Below are 20,721 nucleotides of genomic sequence, written 5' to 3' on the forward strand. Positions count from 1 at the left end.
AATGGGTGGCACATTCCATGTGCCTGCGGGTGGGAGCATCATCCTGAAAAAAGCGCTTACCAGCGATGGTCGCGGTTATTGGTTTCCCAATCGCTTACTTCTTTTTCCGCTTCGTCTTTTGCATAGCCGTAGCGTTCCTGAATTTTACCGACCAGCTGATCGCGTTTACCTTCAATGACGGTCATGTCATCATCGGTCAGCTTGCCCCATTTTTCCTTCATTTTACCTTTAAACTGTTTCCAGTTACCGCCGGCTTCGTCTCTGTTCATCGTTTTGTCCTCTACCTTGGGTGTTAACAGCTTTTAGCTATCAGCGAAATTATCTTCGGTAAAAACGCTGATTCCCTGTGTTTGACACTTTTAATAATAGTAGAACCTCACGATTTTGCTGTTAAACAGCGGAACATGCGCTTTAAAAATGCTTTAAAAGCCATCAATTATGCTGAAAAGCCAGCGAATTCAGTTAATAAGCGTAACCGTAAGAAATGTTTCAAAGGGTGAACCAGTCTCCCCGTCGCTGGTAACGATGCCATACCCACCCCAGCGTTAACCCACGTAGCAGTAAGAAAACCGTGAGAGCCAGCCAGAGACCATGATTGCCCAGTTGCGGAACGGTTAACAGCGTCAGACCAAACCCCAATGCCGCCAGCGCCATGCTGTTGCGCATTTCTCGCCCGCGCGTTGCGCCAATAAACATGCCATCCAGCAGATAGCACCAGACGCCCACAACGGGTAACAGCATTTGCCACGGTAAATAGCGATCCGCCAGCGCCTGCAGCTGTGGCAGAGAGGTGAGCAGCGAAACAATGTCCCTGCCCCAAAGGGCATATCCCACGGCAAATAACAGCGCTACCAGCCCCGCCTGACGACAGGCTGCAATCCATACCTGACGTAACTTAGCGCTATCGCGTGCGCCAAAAGCCTCGCCTGAAACTGCCTCAACCGCATAGGCAAAGCCATCCAGCGCGTAGGCGGTAAAGGAGAGAAACATCAGCAGCACCGCATTGACCGCCACTACCTCGCTGCCCATGCGCGCACCCAGAATCGTCACCGAGGCAAAGCACAGCTGCAGCAATAGCGAACGCAGCATAATGTCGCGGTTCAGCCGCAGTAACCGACGCACATCGCCTTTCAGTGCATTTTTTAGGTGCACAAAGGTGATCTGACGCAGGCGCAGCACATGCCATACCAAGCCCAGCCCCACCAACAGCGTTATCGCTTCTGCAATTGCGGTAGCCGCCGCCGCTCCGGTCACGCCCCAGCCAAGGCCGATAACAAACCACAAATCCAGCAAAATATTAACCAGATTGCCGACAATCAGCAGAATAACAGGCGCGCGCGCATACTGGACGCCAAGCAGCCAGCCAAGTATGACCAGGTTTGCCAGCGTTGCAGGGGCGCTGAGCCAGCGAATATGAATAAAGCGCTGCGCCTGCTCCAGCACCGCCGGACTGCCGCCAACCAGCTGTGCCGCCAGAGCGCTTAGCGGCCCGCGCAGCAGGATAAATATTATTCCGGCGATAATGGCGATGAATAAGGGTTGTATCAGGGCGCGAGCCAGTGCCTGCTTATCGCCGGCGCCAAACGCCTGTGCGGTCAGTCCGGTGGTACTCATCCGTAAGAAAAGCAGCAACATAAAAACAAAGCTGGTAGCCGTAGTGCCTACGGCAACGCCGCCAAGATAAATGGGGCTGTCGAGATGACCAATAACGGCGGTATCCACCAGGCCCAGCAGGGGTACGGTAATGTTTGAGAGGATCATCGGCAGCGCCAGCCGCCAGAGGTGTTTATCGGTCGCAGAAAAGAAGTGCATGGCAATCCGCAGTAAAAATATGGCGACAAGCCACAGCGGTTATCGCCGGAATCAGGACTACAGGGGAAGTAAGTGGCAGCCAGCAGGCCGCCACTGAGTCATTACAGCCAGTCGCCGTTACGAATAACGCCAACGGCCAGACCTTCGATCGTCAGCGTCTGCTGTTGCAGATCGACCACAATCGGCTGGAAATCATTGTTTTCTGGCAGCAGCTGCACAGTATTGCCCTGACGCTTCAGACGTTTCACAGTGACTTCATCATCAATGCGCGCCACGACCACCTGGCCGTTACGGACATCCTGCGTTTTATGCACTGCCAGCAGATCGCCATCCACGATACCGATATCTTTCATCGACATACCGCTGACACGCAGCAGAAAGTCTGCGTGAGGCTTAAACAGATTAGGGTCAACCTGGAAGCGGCTTTCGATATGCTCCTGCGCCAGCAGCGGTTCGCCGGCGGCAACGCGGCCAATCAGCGGCAGGCCATTTTCTTCTTCTGCCATCAGACGGATACCGCGCGAAGCGCCAGACACCATCTCAATCACGCCTTTACGCGCCAGCGCTTTGAGATGTTCCTCTGCTGCGTTAGGGGAGCGAAAGCCTAACTGGGCGGCGATTTCCGCACGTGTTGGCGGCATACCTGTCTGATTAATGTGATCGCGAATCAGGTCATAAACCTGTTGCTGCCGAGCCGTTAAGGTTTTCATCCCGCCCCCTGGTTGTTTATACAGTCGCTGTGAGTATATACAGGTATTGGTGGAATGGAAACCGAAAGCTGTGTAAAAAACAACTCTTTATCCATTATGGAAACCCTATCGAATATATGACCACAGCAGGGTTACCCAAACAAAAAGGGCCAGTATGATGCTGAGCAGTACCGCCGCTGAGCCCATATCTTTAGCCCGTCCGGACAGCGGATGAAGCTCACTGCCGATGCGGTCCACCACCGCTTCGATAGCGCTGTTAAGGATTTCGACGATAATAATGAGAAACACAGAGCCAATCAGCAAAACGCGCGTGATGGCATCAACATCAAGCCAGCAAGCGATGAGCACCGCCGCCAGCGCCAACAGTGTTTCCTGGCGAAACGCCGCTTCATGCTGCCAGGCTGCCCGCAGGCCTTTCCAGGAATATCCGGCCGCCTTAATGATGCGGGTAAGGCCCGTTACGTTATTTGCCATCTTCAGGGAACCCTTTGCAATGTTTAACGTCAATGTCAGGATGCAGCACTAATTGCAACACCACAGATCTTCAATGCGCTTTCTGGTATGCTTGCGGCGCTTTGCTAACAAGAGGCTTCATGTTGTCTATGTCAGGTTGGCGTAAACTTTATTATAAGTTACTGAATTTACCACTAACATTTTTAGTTAAGAGTAAGGCAATTCCGGGTGAGCCGGTAGCAGAACTGGGAATCGATACGTCGCGCCCCATTATGTATGTGCTGCCTTATGATTCAAAGGCCGATCTCCTTGCGTTGCGCACCCAGTGTCGCCTGCACGATCTGCCCGATCCGCTTGATCCGCTGGAGATAGACGGCGCGCTGTTGCCGCGTTACGTCTTTATTCATGACGGCCCACGCGTGTTCCCCTATTTTGTGCCGAATCAGGAATCAGTGAAACTGTTTCATGACTATCTTGATTTGCACCGCAATAACCCGAACCTCGACGTGCAGATGGTACCGGTTTCGGTGATGTTTGGCCGTGCGCCGGGACGTGAGGTGCTGGGCGAGCAAACCCCTCACCTGCGTGAGCTGAATGGCGTACAGAAATTTATTGCTGTGCTGTGGCTGGGACGCGATAGCTTTGTGCGTTTCTCACCGATGGTTTCTCTGCGTCGTATGGCGACAGAACACGGCACCGATAAAACCATTGCCCAGAAGCTGGCGCGCGTGGCGCGCATTCATTTTGCCCGTCAGCGTCTGGCCGCCGTTGGGCCGCGCCTGCCGGTACGCCACGATCTGTTTAATAAGCTGCTGCAGTCGAAGGCCATTGCCAAAGCGGTAGAGGACGAAGCGCGCAGCAAAAAAATCTCGCAGGAGAAAGCGCAGCAGAACGCCATCGAGCTGATGGAAGAGATCGCGGCTGACTTTTCCTATGAAATGATCCGTCTGAGCGACCGCGTGATTGGCTGGACATGGAGCAAAATCTACCAGGGCATCAACGTCAGCGGCGGCGAACGTATTCGTCAGCTGGCGCTGGATGGTCACGGACTGGTTTATGTGCCCTGCCACCGCAGCCATATGGATTATTTGCTGCTCTCCTACGTGCTTTATCATCAGGGGCTGGTGCCGCCGCACATTGCTGCCGGCATCAACCTTAACTTCTGGCCGGCCGGGCCAATTTTCCGTCGTCTCGGCGCGTTCTTTATTCGTCGAACCTTTAAGGGCAACAAGCTCTACTCCACGGTGTTCCGCGAATATCTGGGCGAGCTGTTCAGCCGCGGCTATTCGGTTGAATATTTTGTTGAAGGTGGACGCTCACGCACCGGACGTCTGCTCGATCCGAAAACCGGTACGCTGTCAATGACGATTCAGGCAATGCTACGTGGCGGCAACCGACCTATTACCGTGGTGCCGGTGTATATCGGCTATGAGCATGTAATGGAAGTAGGCACTTACGCTAAGGAACTGCGCGGCGCGGCTAAAGAGAAAGAAGGCTTTATGCAAATGCTGCGCGGCCTGAGCAAGCTGCGTAATCTGGGCCAGGGTTATGTCAACTTTGGCGAGCCGCTGCCGCTGGTCAATTATCTTAACAAGCAGGTGCCGGAGTGGCGTGATTCGATCGATCCCATTGTCGCGCAGCGTCCACAATGGCTGACGCCAGCGGTAAACGATATCGCCCAGCAGATTATGGTGCGTATTAACAACGCCAGCGCCGCCAATGCCATGAACCTGTGCGTTACCGCACTGCTCGCCTCACGTCAGCGCTCGCTCACCCGTGAACAGCTTATCGAGCAGCTGGAGTGCTACCTCAATCTGCTGCGTCATGTTCCCTATTCGCCGGATGCCACCGTGCCGGATATGACGCCGGAAGCGCTGCTGGAACATGCGCTGAACATGAATAAGTTCGAGACGGAAAAAGACAATATTGGCGATATCATTATCCTGCCGCGCGAACAGGCAGTGCTGATGACCTACTATCGCAATAATGTGCACCATATGCTGGTGATGCCGTCGCTGATTGCCGCGATTGTGCAGCAGCATCGTGAAATCTCCGCCGCCGAGTTGCTGCGTCAGGTCTCGGTGCTTTATCCGTTGTTGAAAAGCGAGCTGTTCCTGCGTTGGGATAAAGAAGAACTGCCACAGCTGCTGCAACAGCTGGTTGCCGAACTGGCTCGTCAGCAGTTGATCATCATTGAAAACGATGTGATGCGTCTGAACGCGGTGCGTTTCCGTACCTTGCAGCTGCTGGCTGCAGGTATGCGTGAAACGCTGCAGCGCTACGCCATCACCTTCTCTATCCTCAGCGCTAATCCGGCAATTAACCGCGGTTCACTGGAGAAAGAGAGCCGTACGCTGGCGCAGCGTTTGTCGGTGCTGCATGGCATCAACGCGCCGGAGTTTTTCGATAAGGCGGTGTTCTCAACGCTGGTGCTGACGCTACGCGACGAAGGCTATATCAGCGATACCGGCGATGCCGCGCTGGAGCAGACGCAGAACACTTATCATATGCTGGCGGAGCTGATCACCAGCGACGTACGTCAGACGATTGAAAATGCCGTTACGCCCAGCTAAAGGCTGACTAAAGCGTAAAACAGAGCGGGCGCCAGTGGCGCCCGCTTTTTTATTCGCTTCTGTTTAATTGATCATTTACCACTGGCTGAACGGCGGCATATTCAGCGCAATGCCGATAAATATCACCAGACCCACATAGTTATTATTTAAAAAAGCCTGAAAACAGCGCTCCCGCTGGCGTTCGGCAATCAGTTTCTGCTGATGTGCAAACAGCGCGGCGGCCAACAGCAGCGACCAGTAAAAAGCACCATCCAGCTCCATGCGCTGACCAACAATTATCAGCAACAGCAGGGTCGCCAGCTGCAACAGGCCAATGATCAGCTTATCAAAACGCCCAAACAGAATAGCCGTTGATTTTACGCCAATTTTTACATCATCATCCCTGTCTACCATGGCGTACTGTGTGTCATAGGCCACCGTCCAGCAAATGTTGGCGAAAAACAGTAACCAGCCGTTCAGCGGCACGTGGCCGCTGACTGCCGCCCAGCCCATTGGGATGGCCCAGCCGAAGGCGGCACCCAATACCACCTGCGGCAGATGGGTATAACGCTTCATAAAAGGATAGATCCAAGCCAGCGCCAGCCCGGCGAACGACAGCCAGATGGTAATGGCGTTCATCGTCAGTACCAGCGCAAAAGAGACCAGCGCCAGCGCTACAAACAGCACTTTTGCCTCTTTCTCACTGACCATGCCGCTGGCCAGCGGCCTCGTCTGAGTACGCTTTACGTGACCATCAATTTTGCGATCGGCAAAATCATTCACCACGCAACCCGCCGCTCGCATAAAAAAGACGCCCAGCACAAACACGATCAACACCTGCAGCGGCGGCACGGCTTCGCCCGCCAGCCACAGCGCCCATAATGTCGGCCACAGCAGCAGCAGCGAACCAATCGGTTTATCAATGCGCATCAGTCGGCTGTAAGCCTGCAGCTTATTGCGCGTCAGCCCTTTTTCTATATTACTCACTTGGTTCTCCAGACAGGCTTTGATAAAGCGGTGCAGCGGGCAAAAACAGCTCGGTTAATAACAGCGGCTTGCCCGATAAACGCAGACGCGAGCGACGCCCCCACAGCGCAGCAGAGATACCGGGATCGATAAAATCACGCGTTAGCGTGGAGGAAGAGAAGAGATAGCGGCCCAGCGGACGCGTGCCCAGCTGGCTGAGCATCATTTCTGGTCCGTCCAGGGTCGATTCCGGCACCACCGTGCGGCCAGCCAGCCAGGGCACACCGTCACCCGACAAGATGATTTCACGCAGCCAGTAGCGCGGCTCCAGCGGCAGAAACGGCAGCTCCTCAGCGATATCATCAGCAGTGACGAAGCCTTCAAACTGCGGCTCTACGGTAACTTTCCCGCAGTGGCGTTCAAAGCGCTTCGTCATCGAATCTTCTTCCAGCAGCCAGTCGAGCAGCGGTGCTGACAGCGCAGGCGATGAGGTGGGAAGCCAGGCAATGGCGCGCAGCAGGGAAAGCGCGTTATCGGACATTCGGCATCTCCGGTAAAAAACAGGTGCCATAGTGTAGCGCAGAGCCTTACGCGTAACACGCCACACAGCAGAAAAATAGCATGGGAAATCAGCGGGCAATCTGCTCTTTACCGCATGGGTTGCGTGCCTTTCAGCCTGGCTTCCGGTCTGGTGTTAATGGCGTGAGCCTTTATGGCAAAATCGATACTATGTCTGCAACGCCAGCCATGATTACCCGGATATTGTTTTATATTCTTTCCGCATACCTATTATTAGCGCGGTAAAACCACATAACATCAACGGAGGATGGAGGCATGAAACGTAATGTTGCGCCAGGATATTGTGTCGTTGAACAACCCGGTACGCTGGATTTTCAGGCCCGGCAACTTTTCCGGAATATCCGCTCTCCGGCAGTAATCCTTTTTATGGATCTCAACGCTGTTACGCAGTGGCTAAAACCCGGACAGATGCTGATTGTTGCCGATCCAGATACACCTGCAACAACACAGATGCTGCAAACGCTGAGGCAGGCAAAGCAGCAAACAAATATAGCCTTTACCAGCGTCAGCGCAGAGGAAGCGGATTTTTTCCATAAGCATTACGGTATGATTGCCGGCCTAACCAAAGCAGGAGATCAAATATTCAGTACGGCGGGTGACTCAGGAGAAAAGTACTTTCTGGCAATAGAAAGCACGTTAAAAAAATTGAAAAAACCTATCAAAACCAGTACCGAACGCAGGGTACGCCCATTGGGCAGCAATTTTTTGCTGAACGCAACCAGTTACTAAATGAGCTAAAAACGCTGGTAAATAAACCTCTGGTTAAGTCACTGGCTCGTCATACCGTAAAATTCAGTCCCTATGAAGATATGCGCAAGGCGTTAAATCTTTCCAGTCGCGCAATTGTTCATGAATGGTCAACGGCAGGCGTGGTAGGTATCCCAGGATATTCAACGTATGTCGGTAATGCAGCCAAAGCTGCAAGATTCTTAAAGCTGGGTGGATATATTGGCATCGGTTTTTCTTTTGCGGGCACCACCAACGATGTGATGAAGGCCTGCTCGACAGGAAGAGAAAACGAATGCGGAAGAAGTGCATTTAAAGAATATACGAAATTTGCCGCAGGTACTTTATTAGGTGTCTCTGGCGGTGCCATTGGGGCCACTGCAGGAGGCACCATCTGTGTTGGGCTTGGAATTATAACAGCGCCCGCAGGTGGAGCGGGAGGGCTGGCATGTGCAGCTATCGGTTCGGTTGCTGGAGGATATGCCGCCGGTACTGCCGGCGAGTCAATTATAGATTATTTTTTCAGGGGTTAATGCGTGAATAATTTATTTTCTTACATGGGGATAGCGGGCATATGGGCAGGCTTCTTATCTCTTATCTTTTTGTTTTTTTACTATTGTGCAAACCGAAATAAATACGAAAAAATCATTGAAATTTACTATAAAAAAGGTTTTACATTCCCTGTGCCTTATCATTTCCATTCACTGATGGGGTTCTTTGGGTCTTTCACACTGGTCTACTACTTTATATGCATTAAAAGAAACAGGAAGCCTCTATTCATGTTTTACAACAACCGTGACGTTTATAATTTTTTTGATACGGTTCCCGATAGCTTTTTGGGATGGATGAAAACTTATTACAGAGTAACTTTATTCACTCTGGCTTGTATAGTTTTTACGCTTGTAATGGCATTAATAAAATATGTTTATTTGAATAATTTATAGAAAGAAAAAAATAGCACAGGCAATTTTAGCGGCAGCATATGGAACCTGTATAATCCAGAAGCGGACTTTGTCACTGGCATGATTTCCTAACGCTTTGCGAAAACCGATGTAGATAGAAGTAAGATAATAACGTTGATTATTCGCAGAGGAGCCGCGCCGCGATAAGTTTTGAACCGCCGAAAAAGGGTGCGCCAACGGCGCACCAATCATCCAGCAAGATCAGCAATATGGGGATGTTATCCCTTGCCTTTCACACTACTGATAAATGTTGCGCGTGCTGATGTGGAGCCAAGACGTTCCGCCTCGTTCATCAGCTTCAGCGCTTTATCGATATCACCCGCTTTCGCGGCTTTGCGAATACCATCGTTAAAATATTTCTCGGTATCGTTCAGCATCGGCTCAGATTTGGCGGCTGGCGCAGGCGCGGCGGTTGGCATCGAGTTTGGCGTACTGATGTTTGGCTGAGCCGATCCCGTAGAGGCATTGGCACTGCCCACCACCACGGGTTTCGACTCACCAGAGCCGAACAGCTTGCCGATCATAATATTGCCGCTGTTCTGCTCGCTTTTCACTTTTAGCGACAGCGTACCGGTATTAACGTGCCGTACCACCGGATCCGGCACGTCAGGAATGGCATTGCTTGCCCCTTCCGCATAAAGTTTTGCCGGGTTGATCATAGTAGAGGTTTGCGCCAGATCGCGCGTGGTGGTGTAGATCAACAGGTAAATCTGTTTTTGTCCCAGCACCGGCGTCAGCTTCATGGTGCCTTCCAGCCGGTTAGTGGCAACAATGCCTGGCTTCTGGTAAGTGAAATAGCTGCTGGGGAAAAAGGCCGCAGGCTGCAGCTGGCTATCCAGCACCAGTACGTTCGGCGCATAAACACGTTGATCTTTCATGATGCTGGCCAGTGTGACTTCCAGCGATCCCTGATCGGCGGGCAGCGCAACGGCGGCAACCGGCCCGCTGATATCGCCTTCATTCAGGCTGGCCGAGGCGGTATTCAGCGCAATGTCCTGACCCACCGGCGGTGCCAACGGCAGCCAGGAGAGGCGCTGTAGTTTTTCCGGGGCGATCGACGGCGCGGTAGCCACATTCTGCGGATTAAGGCTGGTGCTGGCGGCGACAACTGGCAGCACGGTAAAACTCAGGGCCGGAAACAGGCAGAGCGCGAGTAGATGTTTTTTCATTTTGTTATCCTCAAGAGAAACCCGCCTCTCTCAGGCAATAGGGAGGCGGGCTAAGGCAGGACTCAGGGCGGACTATGCCCTGTCAGATTGTCTTATTACCACCAGGCTTCCATCTGAATACCGAAGGAAACTTCATCATTGTCGCCACGGCTAAAGGTATGCGCAGCGTTATCGCTGTAGGCAACGCCAGCGGTAGTGCCCGGCAGGTTGCCAACGTAGTTCTGATTATTTGTCTCAGAGGAAGCGTAGCCCCATTTCTCATCCCACTTGGCGTAGGTAGCGAATACGCGAATCGCCGGACGTGACCAAATGCTGTTGCCTGCCTGCCACTGCTGAGCCAGGGTAATTTTGTACTGGCTGTTGCGGTCGCCGGTGCGCTGGGACTTCACGTTGTCGTAGCCTGCTTCCAGCAGGGTGCTCATGATCGGCGTCCATTTGTACATCGGGCGCACGCCCACGGTGTACCAGGTGGTGCCGTTATCGTTATCGCGATCCACGTCCTGGTACATACCCACATACATCAGGCTCCAGGTATCGTTGAAGTCAATCGCGCCGTGGTCGATCACGCGGATCATCGAGCCGTTGTTATTGGCTGAGGTGCCCGGACGACCATTAGGCGTATATTGCGTCATCGCATCAGTGGCGTACTGCACAACGAATTTATTCAGGCTGGTGCCGTAGAAGGTCTGGGTATGTTCCAGAGTTCCCATCCAGCCATTATCAGAAGCATCTTCGTCTGCTGCATCATAGCCGTCGGTATCGTTCGCGCTGCCGTAGTCAAAGCCCAGCTCCAGCGAACCGCCAGGGTTCACTTCCATACCGCCTAAACGCACGTCAAAAATATCGTTTGCACGGTTTTTGCTTCGTGTATTGCCATTGATAAAGGCTTCCGATCCGCCAGCCTCTGAGTTACGCGTGGCAGCCAGCGACAGCTTACCGAAGCCGAGATCGATATCTTCAATACCACCGCCAGGACCGGAGATGTCCCAGTAGTAGAAGTCGATCATATGGACATCATGACGCTTGTAGTAACGCTTACCGGCCCAGATATTGGCACCCGGCAGCGCATCAAACAGGTTTTTACCCACTACGTTCATCTGACGTACCGCAGGATTCGTGGTTTCAACATCATTCTCCTGCGATACGCCATAGCCGATCATAGTATCGACATAGAAGCTTTTCTCACCCTCTTTCCACACTTCCTGGCCCAGCTGGATTTCCGCATAGGTATCACATTCGTTGCCAAGACGGTACTTAGAGTTAGCGCCGGTTGCCTGGAAGCACTGCTGCTCACCGCCGCTGCCGGTCCAGCCGATGCCGGAACGGGCATAACCTTTGAAATCCACCGCGCTGGCGTGCGGTGCTACCACTGCGAGGGCCACTGCCACGGCCAGAGGGTACTTAGAGCGCGTTAACATCGCTGTTCTCCTGTTATGATTTTACTGTTATGTGTGCTTCTACGCCGGGTTCGCTGTGTAACCGACGGCAGGCGCGTCCATCTTCACGGAAAAGATGGCAACGCTGTGGCGGCAATCCGATGGCGTATTGGGCACCTTCTTCAACCAGCACCACGTCGTTCTGGCGGTAAACCAGGTTCTGACGCAGCGCAGGGATTTGGATATGGATTTGCGTTTCCTGGCCAAGCTGCTCGACAACCTGCACGGTGCCCTGCAGCGTGACGTCCGCCACCTCGCTGGGCAGCAAGTGTTCGGGGCGAATGCCCAGCGACATATTGGCGCCGACCGGTACATCGGTGCTGTCTACCGGCAGCCAGATTTGCTGGCGATTAGGCAGCTCTACCTGCACCTGATCGATGGCGGTCGCGGTAACTTTTACCGGCAGGAAGTTCATTTTGGGCGAGCCGATAAAACCGGCGACAAAACGGTTAGCGGGATAGTGATACAGCTCCAGCGGTTTACCGACCTGGGCGATGCGTCCACCTTCCAGCACCACAATCTTGTCTGCCAGCGTCATCGCTTCAACCTGGTCATGAGTGACGTAAATCATGGTGCGCTTCAGGCGCTTATGCAGACGGGAAATCTCAATGCGCATCTGCACGCGCAGTGCGGCATCCAGGTTAGAGAGCGGTTCATCCAGCAGGAAGACCTGCGGTTCCGCCACCAGCGTACGGCCAATCGCCACGCGCTGGCGCTGCCCGCCGGAGAGCGCCTTCGGCTGGCGATCCAGCAGATGCGCCAGCTGCAGCACTTCCGCTACCTGCGAAACGCGCTGTTGGATCTCTTTTTTATGGGTACCGGCCAGTTTGAGGCCGAATGACATGTTATCCGCCACCGTCAGATGGGGATAAAGCGCATAAGACTGAAAGACCATTCCCACGCCGCGCTCGGCTGGCGGCACTTCGTTCATGCGTTTACCGCCAATAGTCAGTTCGCCGGAAGTGATCTCTTCCAGTCCGGCAATCATGCGCAGCAGCGTTGACTTGCCGCAGCCTGATGGCCCGACAAACACCACGAACTCCCCCTCGGCAATGCACAGGTTGATATCTTTTGATACCACCACATCGCCCCAGGATTTGGTGACCTCTTTCAGCACCACATTCGTCATTGGCCTCTCCCATCTCCACGACTTCCTTTGAATGGCAGGAAGTGTGCGTGAAGGCGGGGGAGGAAAAATCCTCCACCATCCGCTTTTTTACGGGGGAGGAGGCAGGAGGATGAGTTTGTAGCGGAAAGGGGGATCTCACTGACCCGTCACGCTTTTTCGTGATCGAAACGGCAGGAAAAGGGGCTGTTTTTTGTGTGCTGGCACGCAGAAAGGGACAAAAAAGCTATAGGGATCACACTTCTGGCCGGTGGGGCGTAGAAACAGGGAGGATGAGTCAGCCGTCGCTTATCAGCAGACTCCTGCCTAACGACAACCACTCACGTTTAGAGGTAAGGGAAATGTCAAAGTTCAAACTTAATAGCAAAACGCTGTTGTTATGCGCCATGAGCGCCGCGCTGTTACCGGGCGCCGCGCTGGCGAAGATCGAAGAAGGCAAGCTGGTGATCTGGATTAATGGCGATAAGGGCTACAACGGCCTGGCGGAAGTCGGCAAAAAGTTTGAGCAGGATACCGGCATTAAAGTCACCGTTGAGCATCCTGATAAGCTGGAAGAGAAATATCCGCAGGTTGCGGCCACTGGCGATGGCCCGGACATTATTTTCTGGGCGCACGATCGCTTTGGCGGCTATGCGCAATCGGGCCTGCTGGCAGAAGTGTCACCAGACAAAGCGCTGCAGGACAAAATCTATCCCTTTACCTGGGACGCGGTGCGTTTTAACGGCAAGCTGATCGGTTATCCGGTGGCGGTGGAGTCGCTGTCTTTGATTTATAACAAAGATCTGCTGTCCAACCCGCCTAAAAGCTGGGAAGAGATCCCGGCTCTGGACAAAGCGCTGCGCGCCAAAGGCAAAAGCGCTCTGATGTTTAACCTGCAGGAACCCTATTTCACCTGGCCGCTTATTGCTGCAAACGGCGGTTACGCCTTTGAGAAAGAGAACGGCAGCTATAACGTGAAAAAGGTTGGCGTTAATAATCAGGGCTCACAGCAGGGTCTGCAATTCCTGATCGACCTGATTAAAAACAAACACCTGAATGCGGATACCGACTACGCCATTGCTGAAGCGGCCTTTAATAAAGGCGAAACCGCGATGACCATTAACGGTCCCTGGGCATGGAATAATATCGAAAGCGCCAAAATCAATTATGGCGTCACCCTGCTTCCCACCTTTAAAGGTCAGCCGTCGAAGCCATTCGTTGGCGTCCTGAGCGCGGGCATTAACGCCGCCAGCCCCAACAAAGAGCTGGCGAAGGAGTTTCTGGAAAACTATCTGCTGACCGATGACGGCCTGGCGAAAATGAATGCGGACAAGCCGCTGGGTGCCGTGGCGCTGAAATCGTATCAGGAGAAGCTGGCGAAGGATGAAAAGATTGCCGCCACCATGGAGAACTCGCAGAAAGGCGAGATCATGCCGAACGTGCCGCAAATGTCCGCCTTCTGGTACGCCGAGCGTAACGCGGTGCTGAATGCGATCAATGGTCGTCAGACGGTGGAAGCCGCGCTGAAAGATGCGGAAAACCGCTTAACCAAGTAAGGGCTTGCTATCGCTTTGCTCCCGGCCACCTGCGGCTCTGTTCGTCAGGTGGCCCGATGCTGCGGCTCGCCCCTCTTTTCATCAGTTGCAGAAGGAACCTGAAATGGCAAAATCCGCATTGTGGTGGCAGCGTGACGCCCTGAAGTGGCTGGTTCTTGCCCTGTGTGTGATGATAACCGGCTATCTGGTTGTTCTGATGTATGCCCAGGGCGAATACCTGTTCGCTATTGTCACGTTGATTCTGCTCAGCAGCGGCCTGATTATTTTCTTCCGCCGCCGGGCTCAGGCGTGGCGCTACGTTTGGCCCGGACTGGCAGGCATGGTGCTGTTTGTGCTGTTTCCGCTGGCCTGTACCATCGCTATCGCGTTTACCAACTACAGCAGCACTAACCAGCTCTCTTTTGAGCGGGCGCGTCAGGTACTGCTGGATCGTCAATTTCAGGCGGGTGACAGCTACGCATTTTCCCTCTGGTCAACGGCGGATAAAGAGTGGCGCCTGCTGCTGAAAAGCCCGGAAAACAAACAGTTTATTACCCCGCCCTTTTCCCTCGCTGGTAAAGGTGAGCAAACACTTACTCTTACAGAAACCCAGCAAGAACCGGCAGGTGAGCGCGCCATGCTGCGTGATATCACTCAAAATCGTCAGGCGCTTTCACAGCTAACGGCACGTCTACCGGACGGTACGCAACTGCGCATGAGTTCGCTGCGTCAGTTCTCTGGCACTCAGCCGCTCTACCGCCTCGGCGAAGATAACTCGCTGACCGACAAACAGACCGGCAAAGTCTGGTATGCCAATGACGAAACCGGCTTCTGGCAGACCAAAGATGCCAACCAGCAGTGGACCAGTGAAAAACTCAGCCCTGGTTATACGGTGGCGGTGGGCTGGGATAACTTCCTGCGCGTATTGACCGATAAGGGAATTCAGCAGCCTTTTATCGCTATTTTTATCTGGACGGTCATTTTCGCCGCGCTCACGGTATTGCTGACCGTGGCGGTAGGCATGGTGCTGGCCTGCCTGATGCAGTGGGAAGCGCTAAAAGGACGTGCGGTGTATCGCCTGCTGCTGATCCTGCCCTATGCGGTTCCGGCCTTTATCTCCATTCTGATCTTCAAAGGGCTGTTTAACCAGAGCTTTGGCGAGATCAATATGATGCTTGACGGTCTGTTCGGCATCAAACCCGCCTGGTTCAGCGATCCGGCTATGGCGCGTACCATGCTGGTAATTGTGAATACCTGGCTTGGCTATCCCTACATGATGATTCTGTGTATGGGGCTGCTCAAAGCGATTCCCGACGACCTGTATGAAGCCTCAGCGCTGGACGGCGCCACGCCGATGCAAAACTTTTTCCGCATTACGCTGCCGCTGCTGGTTAAGCCGCTTACGCCGCTGATGATTGCCAGCTTCGCCTTTAACTTTAATAACTTCGTGCTGATTTTGTTGCTTACCGACGGCGGCCCTGACCGGCTCGGCACGACCACGCCAGCAGGCTATACCGACCTGCTGGTGAGCTACACCTGGCGCATCGCCTTTGAAGGCGGCGGCGGTCAGGATTTCGGCCTGGCAGCCGCTATCGCTACGCTGATTTTCCTGCTGGTCGGCGCGCTGGCGCTGTTTAACCTGCGGTTCACCCGTATTAAGACAGATTAAGGAGCGAGAGATGGCGATGGTTCAACCCAAATCACAGAAGCTGCGGCTGGCGCTGACGCATCTGTTGCTGCTCGGCTTTATTGTGCTGATTATGTATCCGCTGATGATGGTGCTGGCGATTTCTCTGCGTCCCGGCAACTATGCGATCGGCAGTCTGCTGCCGGAGCATATCTCCTGGGACCACTGGAAGCTGGCGCTGGGTTTCACCGTCACGCACGAAAACGGCAGCGTTACCCCGCCCCCTTTTCCGGTGCTGTTGTGGCTGTGGAATTCAGTAAAAGTGGCCGCGATAACTGCCGTTGGGATTGTTGCGCTTTCCACAACCTGCGCCTATGCTTTTGCCCGTATGCGATTCCGCGGTAAGACGACGCTGCTGAAAGGAATGCTTATATTTCAGATGTTTCCCGCTGTACTTTCGCTGGTAGCGCTTTATGCTCTGTTCGACCGTTTGGGACAGTACATTCCCTTTATCGGCCTGAATACCCATGCCGGGCTAATTTTTGCCTACCTCGGCGGTATCGCCTTACACGTCTGGACGATTAAAGGCTATTTTGAAACCATTGATGGTTCGCTGGAAGAAGCAGCGGCGCTGGACGGCGCAACGCCATGGCAGGCTTTCCGCTTAATTTTACTGCCGCTTTCTGTGCCTATTCTTGCCGTGGTGTTTATTTTGTCTTTTATTGCTGCCGTGACGGAAGTGCCCGTCGCCTCGCTGCTGTTGCGTGATGTTAACAGTTATACGCTGGCGGTGGGTATGCAGCAGTATCTGAATCCGCAGAACTATCTGTGGGGAGATTTTGCCGCGGCGGCGGTGTTATCTGCGCTGCCGATTACGCTGGTGTTTCTGCTGGCGCAGCGCTGGCTGGTTAGCGGTTTAACCGCTGGCGGCGTGAAGGGTTAATGATTTTTATTGCCATTGTTGCCTTTGTTGTTATTGCCACTGCTAAGTTGTGTCCTGTGTATATTCAGGCGGCCTGTTGGCCGCCTTTTTTTTATTCGCGCCTGAGTCGGTTGCTATTGGCCAGCCACAGCGTAACAACCAGAATCAAGATAGCGGCAGAATAGCAGAGCGTGTCGAAAGGATCTTTATGGTCGACCACAATCAGCCGGATGATGGCCGTGATGCCGATATAAATAAAATAGCGCAACGGGAAATGGTAACCCGACTGGAAGTATTTAACGATAAGCGCAATAAACTCGAAATAAAGAAACCAGATGACAATGCCTTCGATCAGCAAATAAGCCGAGGCGGCTTCGCCAGTATTCAGCAGGACGTTTGCCAGGTGGATAGTCTCTTTGCCCAGAAAGACGATCAGAATAAGGCCCAGAAACAGCAGGCCGATGTTTAATATCCATTGCAGGACGGTGGCTATCATTTTTTCACTACTCATTGTTATGCCCTTTTACGTACGTGGTAACCGGCATCTGCCGAGCTGACATCATGACAGAATGTGACCAACATCACATTATGTTACGCATAAAAAAACGCCCTGACCGAAGGCAGAGCGTTTCCAGTGTTGCTGAACGGCAGTGCTAATCAGCGGAAGTGAATATCACGGTCGCTGGTCATATCATACAGCTGATATTTACGGCCCAGCATCTGTCCGCCATCGCGCGTCAGCGGCGTCCAGTTAACCTGAGCGCGGCCACGGTTGTGGGTAACGGTAAACAGATCCATCGGCACGGAAATATAGAACCCTTTGGTGAAATTGCCCTCGCCATATTCGTTACCGGAGACGTTGGTTAAGGTAGCGTAAGCGCCCACGGTCACGCCGCTGTCGAAGCGTTTTGAGACGTCAATCGTGCCGCCCTTATCTTTCGCCAGATATTCGCCCACGCTCATTTTCACCAGCACGTTATTCATAAACCACGGCTGCCAGTAGGCGGTGAGATGGCCGGTCGGCGCCGTGTAGTTAGTGAATTTCATCATGTTGTCCCAGTCGCGCTGTTTAACATAGTTTGCATCTATGCCAACAGCCCAGCTGGCATCGAGCGGACGATAGAGCACTTCTGCCCCTACGCCGCCATACATGGTTTCCAGATAGCCGCCGTACACCTGGCCATAAAAACCGTTGCCAAAGTGCTGGAACCAGTTCGCCTGCAAATTGTTAACGTAAACGTTATTTTTTACATAATCGCGAATATGGGTACGCACGCGCGGCAGTGAGGAGTCGATCGGCCGACCATCGTAGTTGAACTTGTCGTAGTTGTTGGCGAGGTTGGCAAAGAGGCCGCCGCCTACCAGCAGATGCTGCGTCAGCCAGTAATCGGCGTTGGCATTAACGCCCGCCTGATACATATAAAAGCTCTCGGGGCCGCCAACCGACTGATTCAGTACCGGGGAAAGGCCGTAGCTCAAACGCCCTTTCTCAATATAGTACCCTTGTTCGGTTTTACCCGGATCGACCGGATCTACACGATGCTGCGCCAGCGGCTGCTCGTGCCCCAGCGGGTAGCCTTCCAGCTGCTGACGCAGGCTACTGACGTTGGTTTCCGTGGTGACCTGCGGCAGGTTATAGCGCGTTTGGGTTACGCGCAGCGTATCGATATTTTCCGGCAAATTATTCATCAGAATAATGTTGGCACGATCGACGCCCTGCTGCGTATCCCGATATTTTACCTGCTCGCCTGTAACATAGAGGGTACGCTCTTTCACCTGCAGATTCGGCGCATCCAGTCCGGCATTATATTTCAGCTGCGTCAGCTGATTAGCTACTGCCGTATGCTGGAGGATTTCCGGCTGCGGCTGCGGACGATAGCCCGGCTTGCTGCTGTCGAGATGGCGCGTACTTAACGCGTTGAAATTGCTGCGCAGGGTAAAGCCAAAAGTGAAGGTATTGCCGCGCTCATAGCTGGCGTTGATATCGGCCCAGTCCGTCAGACGATAGACAGCGCCGACGTTGACTTTGCTGCGCTGCTCCAGCCGACCGGCGTAGTCGCCCTGATAGTCGTTGCCTTCATACTCCAGCTTCAGACGCAGCGGCTGCCATGGCGTCTGATATTCAATGCCGCCGAAGATCGATGCCGGTCCCTTAAACAGTTCGTCACCGTTGACCGAGCCTGCTGAGCCAAAGCCTCCACGGCGATGGCAGAATTTATCGTCATAGGAACAGAAGGGGTTTTTGATATTGCCGCTGTTGCCGAGATAGCCCCAGCCAATGCCCAGAGTAAAGTCGAGCGGTCCCCAGGCTTTGGTCGCCACCAGATATTCGCTGTCGAACAGTCCGGTGCCGCCTAAATCGCGTATGCCCAGCGCCACTTCAGGCAGCCAGTAACCTTCCTGCCATAGCCGCAGCTTGATATCAAAAGCCTTATCTTTATAACTTTGATCGCCGCTAAAACCGTCCACCCGACTGTAAAGCCGCGTGCGCACATCGGTGTAGCGTACGGTGGTTTCCAGCCAGGGAAACAGCATCAGCGAAGCGGAATAGAATCGATACTGATTGTTATTCCGATAGTTAAGGCTGAATTCGCCCTCTTTAGCCATTCGCGCCGTTGGCACCTGCATCAGGCCAACCCCGCCGAAATCTGACTGTGACGGGCCAATGGGTTCGCCCCACGTTGCCGCCTGCGCCTGGCAGGCAGCCGCTACGCAAACAGCGAGCAGGCTGAGAAGCATGTTTGTTTTCATCAGTCAGGGATCCGGTGCGTCAAAACAGAGATGATTTGCTGGTTAAGGTCGTGGTATTCGTCCGGCAGCGCCCAGGAAGAGAAGCCGACATAGATGATGCTGCCCGGCGCGACTTCCACATGACGATGATTCCAGTAGGCTACCGGCACTTCCCGGATAGCGCCGTCTGGCGCAATAACCGTTGCCACATTGCGCTCTGCGCCACTCAGGCGCGCATGACCGACAAGGTAATCACGCGTATCGCGCCCCGGCTGCCAGACCACTTTGCCGCTGTCGGCAATGGCGCCGGCCAGCGTAATGCTGGTGGGGCGTTGCAGGGTGTAGAGGCTGTACTCTCCTTCCAGACGCCGATTGGCCTCCGGACGTAGCCGTATCCAGTCAGGATCGAGCGAGGTGAATTGTCTGCCGGTTACCCGCACCGTTTTTAGTTGTTGCAACACAGCATTGATCGCCGCAGCGCGCGCGCCCTCTGCGCTTGCCGCCCAGCGTTGTAATTTTGCCAGCGTCTGGTGGTAATGCTGCTGCGCCGCTGCCGTTGCCAGCGACTCCGCAATGACCGTACCGGGCCACCAGCTTCGATCCTTCACCGCCGGACTGGCAAGTAGCTGAGAGAGCGTTTGTGCATCACTGACCACGGCGGTTTGCGATGCGTTGGGGTAATAAATTGTCACCTGGCTATCCGCCAGCGCGTTAAATGCGAGGCCGCCAAGCAGGCTGGCTAAGGCAAGAATGTTTTTCATGATTTTGCGGGCTTCAGAATGGTGATCTCGACCGGCAGCGTATCCACTCCCACCTGCTGTGCGCTCTGACGCACCTCGCCGCTGATGGCATCAATCCAGAAAGTGTTTTGCCATTCCGTACCGTTCGCGGCGATGGTCACCTCTTCATGCCAGACCCGGCAGGGGATCTTTTGACCCGCCAGCGTCAGTACTTCGTCATGACCGCGGATAAAACGTGAAGTCGCGCTACTCGCGCGCAGCTGGCCGTTCTCGGTCCAGCTCATGATGCGCGTCCAGCTTTCACCCTCACGAATCTGCAGTGAATGCGCTAAGGGATCCTGCTGTAAATTATCCACTTCCAGCAGGTTGTCGCTCAGGCCCAGGGTTTTTACCAGACGGCCCTGCTGCGTGACCAGCATCGCCCGATCCTGCGTTACCCATTTCTGTTGGCCTTGTTCGGCATAGCCCAGCACCAGGAAGATGCGCTGACCGCCGTTGATACGCAAATACATGCTGGCGTAAGGCAGTGATTCTATTTTTTCATCCGATACGGTGACATCGTCCGGGCCCATTACCGCCAGCTTCGCGGTATCAACCAGCCCCTGTTGCGTTTGTGTACACGCTTGTAACAAAAGACAAAGAAACAGCAATGGAATATGGCGCACCTGTCTATCCCTGTGTGAGTTCGGCAAAGTCA

At 53.8% G+C, this 20,721-nt stretch carries 17 protein-coding genes and 1 pseudogene; 5 read left to right on the forward strand and 13 right to left on the reverse strand.

From position 1 onward, the window contains the following. Positions 1–56: 56 nt before the first annotated feature. From ACQE3Y_RS14165 to ACQE3Y_RS14180, 4 genes are all read right to left on the reverse strand, one after another. Entirely contained in the window at positions 57–269 is a 213-nt protein-coding gene (locus ACQE3Y_RS14165) for a CsbD family protein (RefSeq protein ID WP_085069645.1), read from the reverse strand. 220 nt (positions 270–489) lie between these two features. Next, positions 490–1,812, reverse strand: a complete 1,323-nt coding sequence (gene dinF, locus ACQE3Y_RS14170) for an MATE family efflux transporter DinF (protein WP_426981933.1) — start codon at positions 1,810–1,812, stop codon at positions 490–492. 101 nt (positions 1,813–1,913) lie between these two features. Continuing rightward, entirely contained in the window at positions 1,914–2,522 is a 609-nt protein-coding gene (lexA, locus tag ACQE3Y_RS14175) for a transcriptional repressor LexA (RefSeq protein ID WP_085069641.1), read from the reverse strand. A gap of 105 nt (positions 2,523–2,627) precedes the next feature. Next, on the reverse strand, positions 2,628–2,996 hold the full coding sequence (locus tag ACQE3Y_RS14180; protein ID WP_250651062.1) for a diacylglycerol kinase: 369 nt from the start codon (positions 2,994–2,996) through the stop codon (positions 2,628–2,630). A gap of 128 nt (positions 2,997–3,124) precedes the next feature. On the opposite strand from ACQE3Y_RS14180, the gene plsB reads away from it, so the two are divergent. Further along, the gene (plsB, locus tag ACQE3Y_RS14185; protein WP_426981944.1) at positions 3,125–5,548 is read left to right on the forward strand and encodes a glycerol-3-phosphate 1-O-acyltransferase PlsB; all 2,424 of its coding nucleotides are present in this window, start codon (positions 3,125–3,127) and stop codon (positions 5,546–5,548) included. Positions 5,549–5,623: 75 nt separating this feature from the next. Here the strand turns inward: plsB and ubiA are convergent, their stop codons facing one another. Together ubiA and ubiC are read right to left on the reverse strand one after the other, a co-directional pair. Beyond that, a complete protein-coding gene (gene ubiA / locus ACQE3Y_RS14190) occupies positions 5,624–6,505 on the reverse strand; it encodes a 4-hydroxybenzoate octaprenyltransferase (protein ID WP_426973735.1) in 882 nt (293 codons plus the stop codon). A 1-nt stretch (position 6,506) separates the two neighbouring features. After that, entirely contained in the window at positions 6,507–7,034 is a 528-nt protein-coding gene (gene ubiC / locus ACQE3Y_RS14195) for a chorismate lyase (RefSeq protein WP_250651063.1), read from the reverse strand. Between the two features lie 293 nt (positions 7,035–7,327). On the opposite strand from ubiC, the pseudogene ACQE3Y_RS14200 reads away from it, so the two are divergent. Continuing rightward, positions 7,328–8,331: pseudogene (locus ACQE3Y_RS14200) on the forward strand (hypothetical protein). Between the two features lie 647 nt (positions 8,332–8,978). On the opposite strand, the gene malM reads toward ACQE3Y_RS14200, so the two are convergent. The 3 genes from malM to malK form a co-directional block, all read right to left on the reverse strand. Beyond that, positions 8,979–9,929 (reverse strand): maltose operon protein MalM, encoded by a 951-nt coding sequence (gene malM, locus ACQE3Y_RS14205; RefSeq protein ID WP_426973122.1) that lies wholly within the window; start codon positions 9,927–9,929, stop codon positions 8,979–8,981. Between the two features lie 95 nt (positions 9,930–10,024). Continuing rightward, positions 10,025–11,347, reverse strand: coding sequence for a maltoporin (locus tag ACQE3Y_RS14210; protein WP_426981934.1), 1,323 nt, complete (start codon positions 11,345–11,347; stop codon positions 10,025–10,027). Between the two features lie 13 nt (positions 11,348–11,360). Beyond that, the gene (gene malK / locus ACQE3Y_RS14215) at positions 11,361–12,494 is read right to left on the reverse strand and encodes a maltose/maltodextrin ABC transporter ATP-binding protein MalK (RefSeq protein ID WP_250651066.1); all 1,134 of its coding nucleotides are present in this window, start codon (positions 12,492–12,494) and stop codon (positions 11,361–11,363) included. A gap of 338 nt (positions 12,495–12,832) precedes the next feature. Between malK and malE the strand changes: the two genes are divergently transcribed. From malE to malG, 3 genes are all read left to right on the forward strand, one after another. Beyond that, entirely contained in the window at positions 12,833–14,026 is a 1,194-nt protein-coding gene (gene malE / locus ACQE3Y_RS14220) for a maltose/maltodextrin ABC transporter substrate-binding protein MalE (protein ID WP_426973118.1), read from the forward strand. A gap of 103 nt (positions 14,027–14,129) precedes the next feature. Next, complete coding sequence (gene malF / locus ACQE3Y_RS14225) at positions 14,130–15,674, forward strand: maltose ABC transporter permease MalF (RefSeq protein WP_426973116.1); 1,545 nt, start codon at positions 14,130–14,132, stop codon at positions 15,672–15,674. Positions 15,675–15,684: 10 nt separating this feature from the next. After that, positions 15,685–16,575: a maltose ABC transporter permease MalG gene (gene malG, locus ACQE3Y_RS14230; RefSeq protein WP_085069615.1), complete on the forward strand. Its 891-nt coding sequence runs from the start codon at positions 15,685–15,687 to the stop codon at positions 16,573–16,575. A 91-nt stretch (positions 16,576–16,666) separates the two neighbouring features. Here the strand turns inward: malG and psiE are convergent, their stop codons facing one another. From psiE to ACQE3Y_RS14250, 4 genes are all read right to left on the reverse strand, one after another. After that, on the reverse strand, positions 16,667–17,065 hold the full coding sequence (psiE, locus tag ACQE3Y_RS14235) for a phosphate-starvation-inducible protein PsiE (protein ID WP_426973115.1): 399 nt from the start codon (positions 17,063–17,065) through the stop codon (positions 16,667–16,669). Positions 17,066–17,211: 146 nt separating this feature from the next. After that, positions 17,212–19,305 carry a YjbH domain-containing protein gene (locus ACQE3Y_RS14240; protein ID WP_426981935.1) on the reverse strand — a complete coding sequence of 698 codons (2,094 nt, stop codon included), beginning with the start codon at positions 19,303–19,305 and terminating at the stop codon, positions 17,212–17,214. Further along, positions 19,305–20,045 carry a capsule biosynthesis GfcC D2 domain-containing protein gene (locus ACQE3Y_RS14245; protein WP_426973112.1) on the reverse strand — a complete coding sequence of 247 codons (741 nt, stop codon included), beginning with the start codon at positions 20,043–20,045 and terminating at the stop codon, positions 19,305–19,307. Before ACQE3Y_RS14245 ends, ACQE3Y_RS14240 begins: the two co-directional genes overlap by 1 nt. Further along, positions 20,042–20,689: a YjbF family lipoprotein gene (locus ACQE3Y_RS14250; protein ID WP_426981936.1), complete on the reverse strand. Its 648-nt coding sequence runs from the start codon at positions 20,687–20,689 to the stop codon at positions 20,042–20,044. The genes ACQE3Y_RS14245 and ACQE3Y_RS14250 overlap by 4 nt, the downstream gene beginning before the upstream one ends. Between the last annotated feature and the right edge of the window lie 32 nt (positions 20,690–20,721).

Origin of the sequence: Pantoea sp. FN0305 (genome assembly GCF_050113845.1) — a bacterium.
GTDB classification, from domain to species: domain Bacteria; phylum Pseudomonadota; class Gammaproteobacteria; order Enterobacterales; family Enterobacteriaceae; genus Mixta; species Mixta alhagi.

What these genes read in the sequence shown, in the direction of transcription:
- ACQE3Y_RS14245 (WP_426973112.1), bottom strand. Translation starts at nt 20,045, where the DNA reads ATGAAAAACATTCTTGCCTTAGCCAGCCTGCTTGGCGGCCTCGCATTT.
- malF (WP_426973116.1), top strand. Translation starts at nt 14,130, where the DNA reads ATGGCAAAATCCGCATTGTGGTGGCAGCGTGACGCCCTGAAGTGGCTG.
- dinF (WP_426981933.1), bottom strand. Translation starts at nt 1,812, where the DNA reads ATGCACTTCTTTTCTGCGACCGATAAACACCTCTGGCGGCTGGCGCTG.
- ACQE3Y_RS14180 (WP_250651062.1), bottom strand. Translation starts at nt 2,996, where the DNA reads ATGGCAAATAACGTAACGGGCCTTACCCGCATCATTAAGGCGGCCGGA.
- ubiC (WP_250651063.1), bottom strand. Translation starts at nt 7,034, where the DNA reads ATGTCCGATAACGCGCTTTCCCTGCTGCGCGCCATTGCCTGGCTTCCC.
- malG (WP_085069615.1), top strand. Translation starts at nt 15,685, where the DNA reads ATGGCGATGGTTCAACCCAAATCACAGAAGCTGCGGCTGGCGCTGACG.
- malE (WP_426973118.1), top strand. Translation starts at nt 12,833, where the DNA reads ATGTCAAAGTTCAAACTTAATAGCAAAACGCTGTTGTTATGCGCCATG.
- ACQE3Y_RS14210 (WP_426981934.1), bottom strand. Translation starts at nt 11,347, where the DNA reads ATGTTAACGCGCTCTAAGTACCCTCTGGCCGTGGCAGTGGCCCTCGCA.
- malM (WP_426973122.1), bottom strand. Translation starts at nt 9,929, where the DNA reads ATGAAAAAACATCTACTCGCGCTCTGCCTGTTTCCGGCCCTGAGTTTT.
- ACQE3Y_RS14165 (WP_085069645.1), bottom strand. Translation starts at nt 269, where the DNA reads ATGAACAGAGACGAAGCCGGCGGTAACTGGAAACAGTTTAAAGGTAAA.
- psiE (WP_426973115.1), bottom strand. Translation starts at nt 17,065, where the DNA reads ATGAGTAGTGAAAAAATGATAGCCACCGTCCTGCAATGGATATTAAAC.
- lexA (WP_085069641.1), bottom strand. Translation starts at nt 2,522, where the DNA reads ATGAAAACCTTAACGGCTCGGCAGCAACAGGTTTATGACCTGATTCGC.
- ACQE3Y_RS14240 (WP_426981935.1), bottom strand. Translation starts at nt 19,305, where the DNA reads ATGAAAACAAACATGCTTCTCAGCCTGCTCGCTGTTTGCGTAGCGGCT.
- malK (WP_250651066.1), bottom strand. Translation starts at nt 12,494, where the DNA reads ATGACGAATGTGGTGCTGAAAGAGGTCACCAAATCCTGGGGCGATGTG.
- plsB (WP_426981944.1), top strand. Translation starts at nt 3,125, where the DNA reads ATGTCAGGTTGGCGTAAACTTTATTATAAGTTACTGAATTTACCACTA.